At 65.5% G+C, this 16,389-nt stretch carries 17 protein-coding genes; 15 read left to right on the forward strand and 2 right to left on the reverse strand.

Features of this window, described 5'->3' with window-relative positions:
* The first annotated feature begins 5 nt into the window (after window positions 1-5).
* The 4 genes from AB4118_RS07680 (at window position 6) to AB4118_RS07695 (ending at window position 5,431) form a co-directional block, all read left to right on the forward strand.
* Entirely contained in the window at window positions 6-803 is a 798-nt protein-coding gene (locus AB4118_RS07680) for an ABC transporter ATP-binding protein (RefSeq protein ID WP_441489170.1), read from the forward strand.
* Between the two features lie 13 nt (window positions 804-816).
* Window positions 817-2,613, forward strand: a complete 1,797-nt coding sequence (locus AB4118_RS07685; protein ID WP_441489171.1) for a NirA family protein — start codon at window positions 817-819, stop codon at window positions 2,611-2,613.
* Window positions 2,610-4,202, forward strand: coding sequence for a sulfite reductase subunit alpha (locus tag AB4118_RS07690; RefSeq protein ID WP_441489172.1), 1,593 nt, complete (start codon window positions 2,610-2,612; stop codon window positions 4,200-4,202). Before AB4118_RS07685 ends, AB4118_RS07690 begins: the two co-directional genes overlap by 4 nt.
* Window positions 4,203-4,288: 86 nt before the next feature.
* Window positions 4,289-5,431: an alpha-D-ribose 1-methylphosphonate 5-triphosphate diphosphatase gene (locus tag AB4118_RS07695; RefSeq protein ID WP_441489173.1), complete on the forward strand. Its 1,143-nt coding sequence runs from the start codon at window positions 4,289-4,291 to the stop codon at window positions 5,429-5,431.
* Between the two features lie 18 nt (window positions 5,432-5,449).
* Here AB4118_RS07695 and uxuA read toward each other — a convergent pair whose 3' ends face one another.
* The gene (gene uxuA, locus AB4118_RS07700) at window positions 5,450-6,646 is read right to left on the reverse strand and encodes a mannonate dehydratase (protein ID WP_441489174.1); all 1,197 of its coding nucleotides are present in this window, start codon (window positions 6,644-6,646) and stop codon (window positions 5,450-5,452) included.
* Between the two features lie 53 nt (window positions 6,647-6,699).
* Window positions 6,700-7,449 carry a GntR family transcriptional regulator gene (locus AB4118_RS07705; RefSeq protein WP_441489175.1) on the reverse strand — a complete coding sequence of 250 codons (750 nt, stop codon included), beginning with the start codon at window positions 7,447-7,449 and terminating at the stop codon, window positions 6,700-6,702.
* Between the two features lie 77 nt (window positions 7,450-7,526).
* Between AB4118_RS07705 and AB4118_RS07710 the strand changes: the two genes are divergently transcribed.
* The 11 genes from AB4118_RS07710 to AB4118_RS07760 all read left to right on the forward strand — a co-directional run bounded on the left by AB4118_RS07710 (window position 7,527) and on the right by AB4118_RS07760 (window position 16,379).
* The gene (locus AB4118_RS07710) at window positions 7,527-8,720 is read left to right on the forward strand and encodes an ABC transporter substrate-binding protein (RefSeq protein WP_441489176.1); all 1,194 of its coding nucleotides are present in this window, start codon (window positions 7,527-7,529) and stop codon (window positions 8,718-8,720) included.
* Between the two features lie 100 nt (window positions 8,721-8,820).
* Complete coding sequence (locus AB4118_RS07715) at window positions 8,821-9,894, forward strand: ABC transporter ATP-binding protein (RefSeq protein WP_441489177.1); 1,074 nt, start codon at window positions 8,821-8,823, stop codon at window positions 9,892-9,894.
* Window positions 9,891-10,778, forward strand: coding sequence for an ABC transporter permease (locus AB4118_RS07720; RefSeq protein ID WP_069877233.1), 888 nt, complete (start codon window positions 9,891-9,893; stop codon window positions 10,776-10,778). Before AB4118_RS07715 ends, AB4118_RS07720 begins: the two co-directional genes overlap by 4 nt.
* Before the next feature lie 4 nt (window positions 10,779-10,782).
* A complete protein-coding gene (locus AB4118_RS07725) occupies window positions 10,783-11,613 on the forward strand; it encodes an ABC transporter permease (RefSeq protein WP_069882107.1) in 831 nt (276 codons plus the stop codon).
* Between the two features lie 125 nt (window positions 11,614-11,738).
* The gene (locus AB4118_RS07730; protein ID WP_441489178.1) at window positions 11,739-12,461 is read left to right on the forward strand and encodes a GntR family transcriptional regulator; all 723 of its coding nucleotides are present in this window, start codon (window positions 11,739-11,741) and stop codon (window positions 12,459-12,461) included.
* 75 nt (window positions 12,462-12,536) lie between these two features.
* Window positions 12,537-13,427, forward strand: coding sequence for a class I SAM-dependent methyltransferase (locus AB4118_RS07735; RefSeq protein WP_441489179.1), 891 nt, complete (start codon window positions 12,537-12,539; stop codon window positions 13,425-13,427).
* A gap of 110 nt (window positions 13,428-13,537) precedes the next feature.
* Window positions 13,538-14,536 (forward strand): tRNA dihydrouridine(20/20a) synthase DusA, encoded by a 999-nt coding sequence (dusA, locus tag AB4118_RS07740; protein WP_441489180.1) that lies wholly within the window; start codon window positions 13,538-13,540, stop codon window positions 14,534-14,536.
* 9 nt (window positions 14,537-14,545) lie between these two features.
* A complete protein-coding gene (locus AB4118_RS07745) occupies window positions 14,546-15,007 on the forward strand; it encodes a PaaI family thioesterase (RefSeq protein ID WP_441489181.1) in 462 nt (153 codons plus the stop codon).
* Window positions 15,008-15,040: 33 nt separating this feature from the next.
* Window positions 15,041-15,424: a cupin domain-containing protein gene (locus AB4118_RS07750; RefSeq protein ID WP_441489182.1), complete on the forward strand. Its 384-nt coding sequence runs from the start codon at window positions 15,041-15,043 to the stop codon at window positions 15,422-15,424.
* 70 nt (window positions 15,425-15,494) lie between these two features.
* The gene (locus AB4118_RS07755; RefSeq protein ID WP_441489183.1) at window positions 15,495-15,917 is read left to right on the forward strand and encodes an ArsR/SmtB family transcription factor; all 423 of its coding nucleotides are present in this window, start codon (window positions 15,495-15,497) and stop codon (window positions 15,915-15,917) included.
* A 21-nt stretch (window positions 15,918-15,938) separates the two neighbouring features.
* Window positions 15,939-16,379, forward strand: a complete 441-nt coding sequence (locus tag AB4118_RS07760; RefSeq protein ID WP_441489184.1) for an SRPBCC family protein — start codon at window positions 15,939-15,941, stop codon at window positions 16,377-16,379.
* Window positions 16,380-16,389 lie beyond the last annotated feature (10 nt).

Below are 16,389 nucleotides of genomic sequence, written 5' to 3' on the forward strand. Positions count from 1 at the left end.
GCGCCATGAGCACGCCCTACCTGAAGATCGACCATGTCGACAAAAGCTTTCGCCGCGGTGCGGCAACGACCGAGGTGTTGAAGGACATCAATCTCGTCATCGACAAGGGCGAGTTCGTCTCGATCATCGGTCATTCCGGCTGCGGCAAGTCGACCCTGCTCAACATCATCGCCGGTCTGACGCCGGTCAGCGCGGGTGCTGTGCTGCTTGAGAACAAGGAGGTCAATGATCCGGGTCCGGAGCGGGCGGTGGTGTTTCAGAACCACTCGCTGCTGCCCTGGCTCACGGTCTACGACAATGTCGCGCTGGCCGTGAACAAGGTCTTCCGGCGCGCGAAATCGCGGGCCGAGCGCCATGACTGGATCATGCATAACCTCGACCTCGTCCAGATGGGGCATGCCAGGGACAAGCGTCCGGCCGAGATCTCCGGGGGCATGAAGCAGCGCGTCGGCATCGCTCGCGGCCTCGCCATGGAGCCTAAGATCCTGCTGCTCGACGAGCCCTTTGGCGCGCTCGATGCGCTGACGCGCGCGCATCTCCAGGATTCGGTGATGCAGATCCATGCCGCGCTCGGCAACACCATGATCATGATCACCCATGACGTCGACGAGGCCGTGCTGCTCTCCGACCGCATCGTGATGATGACCAATGGTCCCTCGGCCCGCATCGGCGAGGTATTGAATGTCAGGCTGGAGCGCCCGCGCAAGCGCCTCGAGTTGGTTTCTGACCGCACCTATATCGCGGCGCGCGAAGCGGTCCTGAAATTCCTCTACGAGCGCCATCGCTTCGTCGAGGCGGCGTGATTCGGGCGCGGCGATGAGCAACGATTTCACCCCGGACCAGAAGCGCTATCTCGAAGGCTTCATGAGCGGCATGCAGTCGGCGCGCGTGGCGCGTGGGCTCGGTCCGCTCGGAGGCCCGGGGGAAGGCGGTGCTGCAACACCATCCGGGCCTGACAGGGAGCATGCGGAAGCCCAGGCGCGGACGGTCGCCGGCGGAGGCAAGCTGGTCGATCAGGAGAAGTGGAAACAGGCGGAGCACCCCTTCGATGCCTATGCCCGCTTCAAGGAACAGGCGTCCTCGGGCAGCTATCCCAGGCCGGAGGATAATTTCCGCTGGCGCTATCACGGTCTGTTCTACGTGGCGCCCGCACAGAACAGCTATATGTGCCGTCTGCGGATCCCAAACGGCATCCTCAAGGCCTGGCAGCTCGGGGGCGTCGCCGATCTGGCCGAGCGCCATGGCGGTGGCTACAGCCATGTCACCACCCGCGCCAATCTCCAGATTCGCGAGATTTCGGCCGAGAACGCCCCGCTCCTGCTCGAAGGCCTCGCCGAGCTCGGCCTCACCGCCAAGGGCTCCGGCGCCGACAATATCCGCAACGTCACCGGCTCGGCGACGGCTGGCATCGATCCGCGCGAACTGCTCGACACCCGGCCCCATGCCCGCGCCTGGCACCATCACATTCTCAACGACCGCTCGCTCTACGGCCTGCCGCGCAAGTTCAACGTCGCCTTCGACGGTGCCGGCTCGGTCGCGACGCTGGAGGACACCAACGATATCGGCTTCCAGGCCATCGAGGTCGGGGAGGGCGCGTCCTGCGCGGGCCGGCCGGTCGAGCCCGGCATCTGGTACAGGCTTGCGCTCGGCGGCATCACCGGCCACCACGATCTCGCCCGTGACACCGGGATCATTGTCGCGCCGTCCGATGCCGTTGCAGTGGCCGACGCGATCGTGCGCGTCTTCATCGCCAATGGCGACCGCACCAACCGCGCCAAGGCCAGGTTGAAATATGTGCTCGATGCCTGGGGCTTCGACAGGTTCCTTGCCTCCGTTGAGGAAAAGCTCGGCCGCACCTTGATCCGCGTCGAGACTGGCTTCGTGAAGCCACGCCCGGTCTATGACCGCCTTGCTCATATCGGCGTGCATGCCCAGGCCCAGCCCGGCCTGAACTGGATCGGCGTGGCATTGCCGGTCGGCAGGCTCACGACCGCTCAGATGCGTGTCCTTGCCGCCATCTCGCAGCAATGCGGCGATGGCGATATCCGCCTGACGGTCTGGCAGAACCTGCTGATTTCCGGCGTGCCGGATGGCGGGGTCGATGACGTCCTCGCCAACCTTCAGGCGATCGGCCTCTCGGCCGAGACCTCCGTGCTCCGCGCCGGGCTGATTGCCTGCACCGGTGCGACCGGCTGCAAGTTCGCCGCTGCCCACACCAAGGAGGACGCGCTCGCCATCGCCGACCATTGCGACCAGCGCCTGACGCTGGAGACTCCGGTCAATATCCACCTGACGGGCTGCCACCATTCCTGTGCCCAGCACTATATCGGCGATCTCGGCCTGATCGGCGCCAAGGTGCCCATCAACGAAGAGGGCGACACCGTGCCCGGATACAACCTTCTCGTCGGCGGCGGTTATGGCGTCGAGGGCGGCATGGCGCGCGATTTCCAGACGAATGTGCGTGCCGAGGATGTGCCTGCGCTGGTCGAACGGATCCTGAGGACCTGGCAGACGCACCGAGCCTCGCCGGACGAGAGCTTCGTCGCCTTCGCCCGCCGCCACGAGGTCGCAATGCTCAGGGAACTGGTCGCCGCCACGGGAGACGCCGCATGACCGTGCAGGCGCGCAATCCGCTCGTTCAGGTCCTGCCGGAGACCGCGCCTTTCAGCGAGGAGCAGCGCTCCTGGCTGAACGGCTTCTTCGCCGGTCTGCTCTCGCTCGACAATGCCGGGGTGACGGCGCTCTCCAGTGCCGAGAATGCCGCCATGATGGGCGGTGGAGCGGAGGATGACGGCGCCCCATGGCATGACCCGGCCATGGAGATCATCGAACGCATGAAGCTGGCCGAGGGCAAGCCGCTGCCGCGCAAGCTCTTCGCGGCGATGGCCCAGCAGGATTGCGGCCAGTGCGGCTATGTCTGCGAGACCTATTCGGCTGCGATCGCGGAAGGCAAGGAGCCGCGGCTCAACCTGTGTGCGCCGGGTGGCAAGGACACCTTGCGCATGCTCAAGACACTGACGGAAAAGGCCGGCGGCGAGCCCGGCGGCATGCCGGCAGAAATCTCGGCCCCTGCGGCGCCGACCGGCCCCGTTGGCCGCTCGCGCGAGACCCCGGCCTTCGCCACCTTCCTCTCGCGCCGCAAGCTCAACGGCGAGGGTTCGGAGAAGGAGACCTATCATGTCGAGTTCGACCTGACCGAAAGCGGGCTCGACTACGTGGTCGGCGACGCCTTCGGCATCATCCCCGGCAATGACCCGCGTCTTGTCGATGCCGTGATCGGGCTCCTGGGCGCACGGCCGGACGCCGATATCGGCGGCAAGCCCCTGCGCGAGGCGCTGATCGCCGATGTCGCGCTCGGGCCCGCGCCGGATGCGCTGTTCCAGCTGATTTCCTACGTCACCGGCGGCGAGACACGCCAGACGGCAAAGCGCCTGGCTGCGGGCGAGGATCCAGATGGCGATCTCGATCGGCTCGACGTGCTCGGCACCCTGCACAAATTCGCCAGGGCCCGGCTTTCGCCGGAAGCCTTCGTCGAGGCTCTCGATGGCCTGCAGCCGCGGCTCTATTCGATCTCGTCTTCCTGCAACGACACGCCGGGACGCATTTCGCTGACGGTCGACACGGTGCGCTATGCGATCGGCAACCGGCCGCGCTGGGGCGTCGCCTCGACCTATCTCGCCGAGCGCGTCAGCCCCGGCGACAGGGTGCCGGTCTATGTCCAGCGCGCCCATGGCTTCAGCCTGCCAGCCGATCCGCAGATACCGGTGATCATGGTTGGCCCCGGCACCGGCATTGCTCCCTTCCGTGCATTCCTGCGTGACCGCAGGGCGACGAAGGCTCCGGGCAGGAACTGGCTCTTCTTCGGCCATCAGCGCCGGGCCAGCGATTTCTTCTACGAGGAGGAACTGAACGAGTTGAAGCAGGACGGCATCCTGCACGGCCTGACGCTCGCCTGGTCGCGCGACGGTAGGGAAAAGATCTATGTGCAGGACCGCATGCGCGAGCGCGGGGCCGAGCTCTTTGCCTGGCTGGATCAGGGCGCGCATTTCTATATCTGCGGCGACGCCAAGCGCATGGCCAAGGATGTCGAGCGTGCGCTGGTCGATGTCGTGGCAGAACACGGCCGGCGCTCGGCCGACGATGCGGTCGCCTATGTCGGCGCCCTGAAGAAGGGCGGGCGCTATCAGGCGGACGTCTACTAGGCTCGCCTGACCGAGGCCCACCTGTCATTCTGCCGTCATGCTGACCCGTCAAGCGCGCCCTCCCAGGGGCTGCGGCGGAGGCGGGCGTGTCACTTCATATCACGGGCGGAACAGTTCTGACCGCCGCGCTCACCCGTGCCGATCTCGTCACCAATGGATCGTCCATCGCTGCGCTCGATGCGCCTCCTCCTGCCGGCGCCTTGCACCTTGATGCCACCGGCCTGCTCGTCCTGCCGGGCATGGTCGATTGTCATGGGGACGCCTTCGAGCGGCACATCATGCCGCGACCGCGGGTGTCGTTCGATATCGATCTCGCTCTGCGCGATGCCGATCGCGCCATGCTGAGCTGCGGTATCACCACGGCCTTCCACGGCGTCACCTGGTCCTGGGAACCCGGCCTGCGCGGAGCCGGGAATGCGCGGCGCCTGATCGACGCGATTGCGCGGCTCGCGCCGGAGCTCGGAGCCGATACGCGCTTCCATTTGCGCCACGAGACCTTCAATCTCGATGCCGAGGCTGAGATCATCGAGTGGCTGCAGGCGGGGCGCGTCGGAGTGCTGGCCTTCAACGACCATACCGGCGGCATCCTCAAGGAGACGACCCGGCCGGACAAGATCGCCAAGATGGTCGAGCGCACCGGCCTCTCACATGCCGACTTCATGGCACTGGCGCAGAACGCCCATGACCGCGGCGACGACGTGCCGGAATCGGTTGCGCGGCTGGCGAAAATCTCGCTTGCTGCCGGCATTCCGACGCTCTCGCATGACGACATGAGCCCGGACATGCGGCGCTGGTATCGCTCGCTCGGCGTGACCGTAGCGGAATTCCCGATGGATGAGGCGACGGCGCGCGAGGCTGTCGCGCATGACGAGGCGACGGTGTTCGGCGCGCCCAATGTCGTGCGCGGCGGTTCGCATACCGGCTGCCCGGCCGCCGAGGACATGGTCGGCAAGCGGCTCTGCACCGTTCTGGCGTCGGATTACTATTATCCGGCGCTGCTGCTGGCGCCCTTCATGCTGGCGCGCAACGGCACGGCGAGCTTTCCCGAGGCCTGGAGGCTGGTTTCCCAGGCCCCTGCGGAAGCCCTTGGCCTGGCAGATCGCGGAGTCATTGCGCCGGGCAGGCGGGCGGATCTGATCATCGTCGAGGATGCGCCGCAGCCGCGCGTCGTTGCGACGATCGCTGGCGGCAAGCTGGTGCAGCTCGCCGATCAGCGTCTTCTGGCCTGAGTAGCGTCCCTGGCCTGATCAGGCGTCGTAGCCGCGCAGGCTGGTCAGGGCGGTCATCACGCCGCGCAGCTCCGCGAGGCCGCGCAGGCGGCCGACGGCGGGATAGCCCGGGAAACTGCCCTTGCCGATATCGTCGAGCAGTTCATGGCCGTGATCGGGCCGCATCGGGATGCGCCAATGGCGCCAGCCGGCGGCCTTGCGGCGCTGCTCCTCGGCCATCAGCACATCGACCAGCGCCACCATGTCGGTGTCGCCGCCGAGATGCTCTGCCTCCATGAAGGAGCCGTCCGGATCCTTGGCGACATTGCGCAGATGCGCGAACCAGATCCGGTCGGCGAAGCGCCGGGCGATTCCGGGCACGTCGTTCCCTGGGTTGGCCCCCAGCGAGCCCGAGCACAGCGTCAGGCCATTGGACGGGCTATCGACCGCACTGAGAATGAAGGCGATGTCGCTCTCGTCCGAGCAGATGCGCGGCAGGCCGAAGAGTGGGCGCGGCGGATCGTCGGGGTGAATGCACATGCGGATCCCGACCTCTTCCGCAGTCGGGATCACCGCCTCGAGGAACCGCTTCAGATTGGCGCGCAACCCGTCATGGCTCATCTCATGATAGCGCGCGAGCATGCGCTTCAGGCCGGGCACGTCATAGCGATCATAGGCGCCGGGCAGCCCGGCCATGATATTGGCGAGCAGACGGGCGCGATCGGCCTCGGTCGAGCGCTCGAACCAGGCCTTGGCCCGGTCCATCACCTCGGCAGAGTGGCCGTCGGCGGCGCCAGGTCGCTCCAGCATGAAATGGTCGAAGGCGACATATTCATGCAGGTTGAAGCGCAGCGCCGTGCCGCCGCCGGGCAGGGGGCAGGCGAGTTCGGTCCGGGTCCAGTCGAGAACCGGCATGAAATTGTAGCAGACCACCTCGATGCCGCAGGCGGCGAGATTGCGCAGCGACTGGCGGTAGTTGACGAAGATCGGCTCGAGATCGCCTTCGCCGATCTTGACGCTTTCATGGATCGGCAGGCTCTCGACCACAGACCAGCGCAGGCCGAGGCTCTTGTCCTTTTCGATGATCGCCTTGCGCGCCTCGATCTCCTCGACGCTCCAGACGACGCCATAGGGAATCTGATGCAGCGCGTTGACGATGCCTTGCGCGCCCGCCTGCCGTGCCTGGGCGAGCGTCACCACATCGTCCGGCCCGAACCAGCGCCAAGTTTGTTCCATCGTCGCGTTCCTTCCTTGTCGTTTCTTGTCGTGATGCAGAGAATGCGGCCGGCTCAGGCCTTGCGGATCGGGGTGTTGGCGACGAAGGCGTCAACATGATTGCGCGCGATCGCCTCGATGGCGTCGAACACCGTGCGCAGATGCGCCCGCATTGCCGTCTCGGCGCCGAGCACGTCGCCGGCGCTGACCTTCGCGGCGATCTCGCGATGCTGGTCCATGATCATGCCGGGCCAGGACGCGGCCTCGAGCGACAGGCAGCGCACGCGGTCAAGCTGCGCCTTGACGCCTTCGATCAGGCCCCAGACCGAGGGGTGTCCCGATAGCCGCGAGAGCTCGGCATGGAAGGCCTCGTCAGCACGGAAGAAATTGACGCGATCGCCCACTGCGAGCGCTTGTTCCTGCTGGGTGATCAGCCGTTCCAGTGCGGCGCGCCCGGCATCGTCGATCCGCTGCGCAGCCAGCGTGACAGTGCGGCATTCCAAGGTTTCGCGCACGAACTGGCTGTCATAGACTGCCGCCAGATCGATCGGCGCGACGAAGGTGCCGACCTGCGGCACGACCACCAGGAAACCTTCGTCGACCAGTCGCTTGAAGGCCTCGCGCACGGGCGTGCGGCTGACCCCGAACTGGACGGCCATCCGCGCTTCCGACATCGCCTCGCCCGGCAGGAGCACCGCGTTGAGGACGTCGTCCCGCAAGGCGCGGTGAATCTGGTCTGTGCTTTGTCGTGCCGCTGCGCTGCCCATTGCCAAGCTCTGGTCCACTAGTATACTAGGATACCGGGCAATCCGAGGCGGCGTCAATGTGAACTTCGCCGAGGCTGATGCCGAAAGGTGTCTAAGAATCCAAAAGCGGTAAATCCGTACCGAAGGGAGAAGTCATGGTCCAGGACAGCATCAATCGGCGCACATTTCTCGGCGGCGTCGCAGGTCTCGCCGGTGCCGCGGCCTATGCGCCGGGCGCCTTCGCGCAGCAGCTCAAACTGCCGACCTCGCCGGTCGCGCTTTCCGTCGTCGATGTCGCCGGCAATCTGGCGCTGACGCAGAAGGCCATTGAGAATTACCGCAAGGCCAAGCCGAATCTGGTCTCGCGCATCACCTTCACCAAGGCGCCTGCGCCGGAGCTTCCGGGCAAGCTGAAGGCGCAGCAGGAAGCGAACCGCGTCGATATCGACATGGTGCTGACCGGGACCGATGCGCTCTCCGCCGGTGTTGACCAGAAGCTCTGGACGCCGCTGCTGCCGCAGCTTGCAGGCTCGCTGCCGAAGCTCGACGAGATCTATCTCGAAGGTGCCGCCAAGATGCAGGGCCTCGCGAGCGGGCAGGGCGTCGTGGTGACCTATTATCCGTCCGGGCCGCTGCTCGAATACATGCCCGACAAGGTCAAGAAGGTGCCGACGACGGCGGAGGAGCTGCTCGCCTATACCCGCGAGAACAAGAACCGCTTCTTCTACGCGCGCCCCGCCAATTCGGGCCCCGGCCGGACCTGGATCATGGGCCTGCCCTATATCCTCGGGGATTCGAACCCGAAGGACCCGGTCAAGGGCTGGGACAAGACCTGGGCCTATCTCAAGGCGCTGGGCGAGAACGTCGAGTACTACCCGGCCGGCACGGGTGCGGTGATGAAGGAGCTCGGCGAAGGCTCCCGCGACATGACCGTCACGACCACGGGCTGGGACATCAACCCGCGCGTGCTCGGCGTCGTGCCCAAGGAAGCCAAGGTCGGCGCGCTCAAGGGATTCCATTGGGTCACCGACGCGCACTACATGTGCATCCCGAAGGGCGTCTCGGACGAGAAGCTCGCGGTGCTGCTCGACCTGATGAACTTCCTGCTCACCAAGGAGCAGCAGGCCTACACCTATGACGAGGGCTATTTCTATCCGGGCCCGGCGGTGAAGGGCGTGACGCTCGACATGGCGCCCGCCGACAGCCAGGCGGCGATCAAGGAATACGGCCGCCCCGAATACGAGAAGCTCATCGCCGAGGCGCCGCTCGAGACGCCGCTCGACCCCGACCAGATGGTGCTCGCTTTCCGCCGCTGGGACGAGGAAGTCGGCGGCGCCAAGCGCAAGTGAACGAAACCCGCTAACGACAGCGAGCCGGTTCAGGCCGGCGCGCTTCGCCGTCACACTTCCTGACAGAACCCATCAGCCGCTTTCCAAAGACGTGACCTAAATGACGATTCACGCTGCGAACTTCCGCGAGCTGCGGCTCGACAATCTGAGCCGCGACTTCGGCACTCACAACGCCGTCAAGGACGTGTCGCTGACGATCAAGAAGGGCGAGTTCATCGCGCTTCTCGGTCCGTCGGGCTGCGGCAAGTCGACGACGCTGAACCTGATCGCGGGCCTTCTGCCAGCGACGGGGGGCGGCATCTGGCTCGATGATCGGCGCATCGACCCGCTACGGCCCGAGGAGCGCGGCTTCGGCATGGTGTTCCAGAATTACGCCCTCTTCCCGCATATGAGCGTGAAGCGGAATATCGGCTTCGGTCTGAAGATGCGCGGCGTCCAGAAATCCGAGATCGAGCGGCGCGTCGGCGAGGCCGCAGCCCTGGTCCGGTTGCAGGGCCAGACCGAAAAACTGCCCGGCCAGCTCTCCGGCGGACAGCAGCAGCGTGTCGCCATCGCCCGGGCTATCGTCGTCGAGCCGCCGCTCGTGCTGATGGACGAGCCGCTCTCCAACCTCGATGCCAAGCTGCGTCTCGAGATGCGCGCCGAGATCCGCCGCATCCACAATACGCTCGGCGCAACCACGATCTACGTCACGCATGACCAGGAAGAAGCGTTGTCGCTGGCCGACCGCATCGTCGTGATGCGTGACGGCGAGGTCCGTCAGGTCGGCGGGCCGGAAGACCTGTTCTCCCGCCCCGACCATCTCGATGTCGCCGAGTTCATGGGCTTCCGCAACAAGGTCGCCGGTCGCGTCGCTTCTGTCGAGGGCGAGCGTGCGACCGTCACCGTCGGTGACGCCAAGATCGTCGGGCGGGTGCGTGGCGCGGTGGCGCCCGGTGCTCAGGCCTGGCTCGCGATCCGGCCGGAGGATCTTCACCCCGCAACTGCCGGCGGCGCCGGGCTCAAGGCGTCCGTCGTCTCGACCGAGTTCCGCGGTCGCGAATTCGTCGGCTTCTCCCGCATGGCGGATGGAACCGATCTCTCCTTCCTGGCGCATGACCGCATCGCGCCGGGCGGCGAGGTCACTCTGGCGGCAGATCCCGATCGCGTCCTGGTTTTCGGGGGGGCGGCGTGAGCGCGACGACATCCATCCCCCTCAGCCAGCGGCTCGCCGCACGCGGCATCGATTCTCTGACATTGCTGGTTCTGCCAGCGGTGTTCTTCCTCCTGGCGCTGTTCATCTACCCGTTCCTCTATGGGCTCGTGCTCTCCTTCACGCCCAAGGCCGGGCCGATGCTGGCGAACTACACGCGCTTCTTCTCGGATTCCTTCCTGTACGGGACGATCGCGACGACGCTCTGGCTGGCACTGCCGGTCACGATCGTGACGCTTCTGCTGGCGATCCCGATCGCCTTCCGCGTGCGGATGATGAAGCATCAGCGCCTGCTGACCACGATCCTCGTGATCCCGATCACGCTCGGCACGGTTCTCGTCGCGCAGGGCCTGTTGAATTATCTTGGCCCCCAGGGCTGGTTCAACCGTACCCTGCTGACGCTCGGGCTGATCTCGACGCCGGTGAAGCTCCTGCACAATTACTGGGGCGTCTGCATTTCACTCGTCATCACCGGCTTCCCCTTCACCTTCCTGCTGACCCTGTCCTACCTCTCCGGTGTCGATCCGGCGCTCGAGCAGGCGGGTGCGACGCTGGGCGCCGGGCCCTGGGAACGGTTCAAGCACATCCTGCTGCCGCTCCTGCTGCCGGGTCTGGCGATCACCTTCTGCCTCAGCTTCGTGCAGGCCTTTTCGGTCTTTCCCTCGGCGGTCTTGCTGGGGGCGCCGGCCGGGCCGACGCGCGTCATCTCGATCGCGGCCTATCAGGCTGCCTTCGAGGAGTATGATTATTCGATGGCGTCTGCCGTCGCGATGATCATGGGCGTGGTGCAGCTCAGCATTGTCGTCGTCGTGCTGGCCGCGCGCGGCATGCTCTACCGTGGCCCCGCCGGTGGCGGGAAGGGCTGAGATCATGGTCAAGGATACCCGCCTCTCCAGCAAGCTCTGGGCTGCCGCCAACTGGACGCTCATCGGCTTCTTCATCCTCAATCTCGGCGCGATGATCGCGACGGTGGTGACCAGTTCCTTCGCGACCCGCTGGCTTGGCACATGGCTGCCGGCCGGCTGGACCACGCGCTGGTATTCGGCCGCCTGGAGCGAGTTCCAGCTCTCCGACGTGCTGAGCGTGACCTTCCAGATCGTCTTCCTGGTCGTGTTCCTCTCGGGGCTGCTCGGCGTTCCAGCCGCCTATGCGCTGGCGCGGCGGGATTTCCCGGGCAAGAAGCTCGTCATGCTGCTGTTCCTGCTGCCGCTGCTGGTGCCGCCGATCACCTTCGGCATCCCGCTCGCGACGGTGCTTTACAAGCTCGGTCTTGCCGGCGGCATGTCGGGTGTCGTGCTCGCCAATCTGGTGCCGACGGTTCCCTTCGTCATCCTGGTGATGATCCCGTTCATCGAGCAGATCGACACCAAGATCGAGGCGGCCGCCCGCGTCTTCGGGGCGAACACCTTCAAGCTCTTCATTCACGTCCTGCTGCCCCTGCTGATGCCGGGCATTCTGGCTGCATTGCTGCTGGTTCTGGTCAGGACGATCGCGATGTTCGAGCTGACCTTCCTGACCGCAGGCCCGACCAGCCAGACACTCGTCGTCGCCCTCTATTATGCGGTCTTCGCCGCAGGCGTCCGCGCCGTGCAGTCGATCGATGCCATGGCGGTGATCTACATGATCACGACGCTGATCTGGCTGGTGATCGCGCTGCGCTTCGTCAACCCGACGCAGATCGTCGCCCGCGCCAAGAAATAGAATGCCGAAGTGAACCCGGCCGCCTTTGGGCGGCCGGGCCCCTGCGACGTATGGGCATGGCGACATCCACCATACCGGTATGCTAGATAGACCAACGGATGGGGGATGAGCGGGACGCTCTGCCCATGACGATGGAACCCAGCCTCCGCCTTAAGGATCCGATCGCTCCGCAACTGGTTTCGTCCTTGCGGCAGGCGATTATCGCCACGCAGCTCAGGCCCGGCGAGGCGCTCTCCGAAAAAGATATCGCCGGCCGCTTCGGCGTCAGCCGTCAGCCGGTCCGTGAGGCCTTCATCAAACTCTCCGAAGCCGGTCTCGTGCAGGTCCTGCCGAGCCGCGGCACCTATGTGATGAAGGTTTCGATGCGGGCGATCGCCAATGCCCGCTTCGTGCGCGAGGCGGTGGAATGTGCCATTGCGCGCGCGGCCAGCGCATTGATCACCAAGGACGACGTGATGCGGCTGCGCTGGCTGATCGAGCGTCAGCGCGAGGTGTCTGCCCTCGCCGATCGCGCTGCCTTTGCCGTACTCGACGAGAATTTCCACCAGACCCTCGCCGAGATCGTCGATTGCGACTACGCCGCCCGCATCGTCGAAGGTGCTCGCGCCCAGACTGACCGCGTCCGCTATCTGTCGCTGCCCGGCGCCTCGCCGGTTCCGCTGCTCGTTGCGCAGCACGCTGCGATCCTCGATGCCATCGAGGCCGGAGACGCCGATGGAGCCGAATGCGAGATGCGCAGGCATTTGCGCGAGATCCTCAACGCCTTGCCCCGGATTGCGCAGAACTATCCCGAGCTGTTCGAGGACGAAGTCATGCCGGCACATACGCAGGTGCTGCACAGGCCCTGATTGGTGCGCTGAGGGGCTCAGGGAGCGTCCGAGACCCGTGCCGATTGATCCAGCAACATGATCCGGGATCGCCCAATGGTGCGCAGCCAGACCACCCGAAACATGGCGCGGCCAGTGCAGGCTGATCCCGAGCCATCGCTTTCCGAGAGAGTGACCCTGACCAGGGAGCGGGAAACGCTCCTCATCACCCTCTACGCCAAGGGGGAGGAAAGCCGCCTGCGGGATTCCCTGCTGAATGATCGCTTTGCCGCGAGCGCGGTCCGACGGATCGACTATGACTTCCGGAAACTGGGCGTCAGCCGGGATGACATGATCGCGCTGGCGATGCGGGCGCATATTTTCGACGGCTGGACCAGTGATTTCATCATGCGGCACCCCGATGCGACGGTGCTGCATCTCGGCTGCGGCCTCGACAGCCGGGTCTTCCGGATCGATCCGCCCCTGAGCGTACGCTGGTTCGATCTGGACTATCCGGAGGTCGTTGCGCTCCGGCGGCGTCTCTATCCGGAAAGGCAGGGCTACACCCTGATCGGTTCCCCGGTGACGGAGTCGGGCTGGCTCGATGACGTGCCTTCGGGCCGGCCGACAATGATCATTGCAGAAGGGCTGCTGATGTATCTCCGGCCGGATGCCGTGCCACGGCTAATCAAACGGCTGGTTGCGCATTTCGGGCATGGCGAATTGGCTTTCGATGCCTTCAGTCCGTTCGGATTATGGCTTGTCAGCCATCACCGCGCGGTGCGGGCGACCGGCGCCACGCTGTTATGGAGCATCGACGAGCCGCGCGAGCTTGAAGACCGCATTCCCGGGCTGAAGCTCAGGAACGACCTGACCGCCTATGATCCGCGCGGCTATGATCCGGCCCAGATAGCAAGGATGTCCTGGCCCGCCCGCCTGACGGTCCTCTTCCTCTCCGCCTTTCCGCCTCTCGGGCGCATGGGCCGGCTGCTTCGCTACCAGTTTTGAGCGCGGCAGATCGCCGGGCTGAATCCCATGCGCAAAACCGGTCGAAAATCGCCTGGTTTCGCGTATAAGGGCGCGTGAAGCTCAACACGCGCCGCCCATGTCCGGATAAAATGCAGCACTATCAGTCATATCGATTCTCCGTCGCACCGATGATGGATTGGACGGACCGGCATTGCCGCGTCATCCATCGCCTGATGTCGCGCCGGGCGCGGCTCTATACGGAGATGGTGACGGCGCAGGCGGTGATCCGCGGCGACCGGCAGCGCCTGATCGGCTTCGACGCGATGGAGCAGCCCGTTGCCTTGCAACTCGGCGGCAATGATCCGGCCCTGCTGGCCGAGGCCGCGAAGATCGGCGCCGATTTCGGCTATGACGAGATCAATCTGAACTGCGGCTGTCCCTCCGACCGCGTGCAGGGCGGGGCCTTTGGTGCCTGCCTGATGCGCGAGCCCGCGCTGGTCGGTGACTGCGTCGCGGCGATGAAGGCGGCAGTCTCCGTCGCCGTCACCGTCAAATGCCGCATCGGCGTCGATGATCAGGATCCGGAAGCGGCGCTCGATGCCCTGACCGCCAGCGTGCAAGACGCAGGCGTCGATGCGCTCGTCGTGCATGCTCGAAAGGCTTGGCTGCAGGGATTGTCGCCGAAGGAAAACCGCGAGATCCCTCCGCTCGACTATGAGCGCGCCTATCGTCTGAAGGCGGCCAATCCGGACCTGATCGTGGCGATCAATGGCGGCATCAGCGCTCCTGCGGAATGGCCCGCCCATCTCGCGCATCTCGACGGGGTGATGATCGGCCGCGAGGCCTATCAGAATCCAGAGGTCTTGCTGCAGGTCGATCCGCTGCTCTTTGGCGAGGCGGCTCCGGTTGACGATGCCTTCGCCATGCTGGAGGCGCTCGAACCGCATATCGCGACGCATCTCGAGAAGGGCGGCCGGCTGCATGCCTTCACCCGCCATCTCGTCGGGCTGTTCCCGGGCCGCCGGGGGGCGCGCCAGTTCCGCCGCCATCTCGCCGAGCATTGCGTCGGAAGCGAAGCGGGGCTGGCGGATTTGCGTGCGGCTGTCGCCCATGTCTCGCGCTACGAAGAGGCGGCCGCCGCTGCATAGGAGTCTGCCATGACCGTGCCCGACCAGTCGCTTTCAGATGCGGACGTGGTCAGGCGCATCGAGGCGAGTTTCGGCAAACAGGCCTTCATGACGACGCTCGGCGCCCGGCTTGCTCGTGTCGCTCCTGGCGAGGTCGAGATCGAGCTGCCGGTCTCGGCCCATCTCACCCAGCAGCACGGCTTCGTCCATGCCGGAGCGGTCGCCACCATCGCCGATTCCGCCGCAGGCTATGCGGCGCTGACGATGATGCCGCCGGGCACCGGCATCCTCACTGCCGAGTTCAAGATCAATCTTCTTGCGCCTGCTGCCGGCGAACGGCTGGTGGCGAAGGGCAGGGTGGTCAAGGCCGGCCGCACCCTGACGCTCGCGACCGCCGAAGTCTTCGCGCTGAAGGACGGCGCGGCCAGGCTCTGCGCGATGATGACGGCGACCTGTATGACCATTGCCGGTCGCGACGGCGTATCCGACTGAATGCCGGCTCCGATTGGGGAAGAAAGCAGCGCCATGGATATCCTCGATCACGCCACTCAGCCGCAGGAACACTGGCGCGACGGGGTGAGGACGCTGATGCGCGTTTCGGCACGGGTCGAGAGCCGGCAGCTCTGCATCTTCGAGCAATATTGCGAGCCCGGCCTGGGCGCGCCGATGCATCTCCACGCCGTCGAGGAGGTGCTCGAAGTGATCGAGGGCACGGCCGAGATCACCCTGCGCGACGAGACCCGGACCGTGACGGCCAATCAGTCGGTGCTGATTCCGGCAGGCGCCCGCCATGGCTTCAGGAATGTCGGCGCCGGAATCCTGCACGTACGCGCCACCCTGGCCGCATCCATCTTTGAAGCGTCCTATGACGATCGCAACGAACTGTCCCGGCGCTATGTGCCGGATTGAGCGTGCCGGCGTGGCGCTGGATGGAGTAGGCGCCTCGTAGCAGCGTCTCCTGCCCCTTGGTCACGAGCGCTTGACGCTGCCTGAATCGATGCCTAAACTTAACTCAATGGTTAAGTATCAAGAGCCGTCGCTCGACCGCACCTTTGCCGCTTTGGCCGACCCGACGCGGCGGGCGCTTCTGGCGCGGCTCGAAGAGGTGGATTCCGTCTCGGTCAGCGACCTGGCGCGACCCTTTCCGGTCACGCTGCCGGCCATCATGAAACATCTCGACGTGCTGTCGGATGCCGGGCTGATCACGCGGGAAAAGACAGGCCGCACGGTATCGTGCCGCCTGAACGCCGCACCGATGGAGGAAGCTATGGGGTGGCTGCGCCGCTACGAGCGCTTCTGGCGCGAGAAACTCGATGCGCTCGAGGCCTATTTCAACCGCCCGCGCAAGGATCGGGAACCTGATCGCGGCGCTCCACCACGCAAGACCAGCGACAAGACCTGATCGATCGACCGGAGGATAATCATGGACAAGAAGGTCGAGACCGCGCCCAGCCTGACGATGAAGCGGCGGCTCAATGCGACGCCGGCGGAGGTCTACCGCGCCTGGACGCAACCGGAACTGCTCGCGCGCTGGTTCGGGCCGGAGAATGTCCGGGCCGAGAAGGCTGAGATCGATGCGCGCGTCGGCGGCCATTATCGCATCTCGATGCGCGGCAGTGATGGTGAATTGCATCACGTGTCCGGCGAGTATCACGAGGTCGTCGAAAATGAGCGCCTCGTCTTCAGCTGGGCCTGGATCTCGACGCCCGAGCGCGTCTCACGCGTGACGGTGACCCTCAAGCCGGACGGTGATGTCACCATCCTGACGCTGCTTCACGAGCAGTTCTACGACGAGGCCGCGGCCGGCCGCCATGTGCATGGCTGGACAGGTTCGCTGGTCAAGCTGGAGCAGCTCTTCTCCTGACAGAGCCGGG

This window comes from Allobosea sp. 2RAB26 (assembly GCF_052115465.1).
GTDB lineage: Bacteria > Pseudomonadota > Alphaproteobacteria > Rhizobiales > Beijerinckiaceae > Allobosea.

What these genes read in the sequence shown, in the direction of transcription:
- AB4118_RS07680 (WP_441489170.1), top strand. Translation starts at nt 6, where the DNA reads ATGAGCACGCCCTACCTGAAGATCGACCATGTCGACAAAAGCTTTCGC.
- AB4118_RS07685 (WP_441489171.1), top strand. Translation starts at nt 817, where the DNA reads ATGAGCAACGATTTCACCCCGGACCAGAAGCGCTATCTCGAAGGCTTC.
- AB4118_RS07690 (WP_441489172.1), top strand. Translation starts at nt 2,610, where the DNA reads ATGACCGTGCAGGCGCGCAATCCGCTCGTTCAGGTCCTGCCGGAGACC.
- uxuA (WP_441489174.1), bottom strand. Translation starts at nt 6,646, where the DNA reads ATGGAACAAACTTGGCGCTGGTTCGGGCCGGACGATGTGGTGACGCTC.
- AB4118_RS07710 (WP_441489176.1), top strand. Translation starts at nt 7,527, where the DNA reads ATGGTCCAGGACAGCATCAATCGGCGCACATTTCTCGGCGGCGTCGCA.
- AB4118_RS07715 (WP_441489177.1), top strand. Translation starts at nt 8,821, where the DNA reads ATGACGATTCACGCTGCGAACTTCCGCGAGCTGCGGCTCGACAATCTG.
- AB4118_RS07725 (WP_069882107.1), top strand. Translation starts at nt 10,783, where the DNA reads ATGGTCAAGGATACCCGCCTCTCCAGCAAGCTCTGGGCTGCCGCCAAC.
- AB4118_RS07730 (WP_441489178.1), top strand. Translation starts at nt 11,739, where the DNA reads ATGACGATGGAACCCAGCCTCCGCCTTAAGGATCCGATCGCTCCGCAA.
- AB4118_RS07735 (WP_441489179.1), top strand. Translation starts at nt 12,537, where the DNA reads ATGGTGCGCAGCCAGACCACCCGAAACATGGCGCGGCCAGTGCAGGCT.
- dusA (WP_441489180.1), top strand. Translation starts at nt 13,538, where the DNA reads ATGCAGCACTATCAGTCATATCGATTCTCCGTCGCACCGATGATGGAT.
- AB4118_RS07745 (WP_441489181.1), top strand. Translation starts at nt 14,546, where the DNA reads ATGACCGTGCCCGACCAGTCGCTTTCAGATGCGGACGTGGTCAGGCGC.
- AB4118_RS07750 (WP_441489182.1), top strand. Translation starts at nt 15,041, where the DNA reads ATGGATATCCTCGATCACGCCACTCAGCCGCAGGAACACTGGCGCGAC.
- AB4118_RS07760 (WP_441489184.1), top strand. Translation starts at nt 15,939, where the DNA reads ATGGACAAGAAGGTCGAGACCGCGCCCAGCCTGACGATGAAGCGGCGG.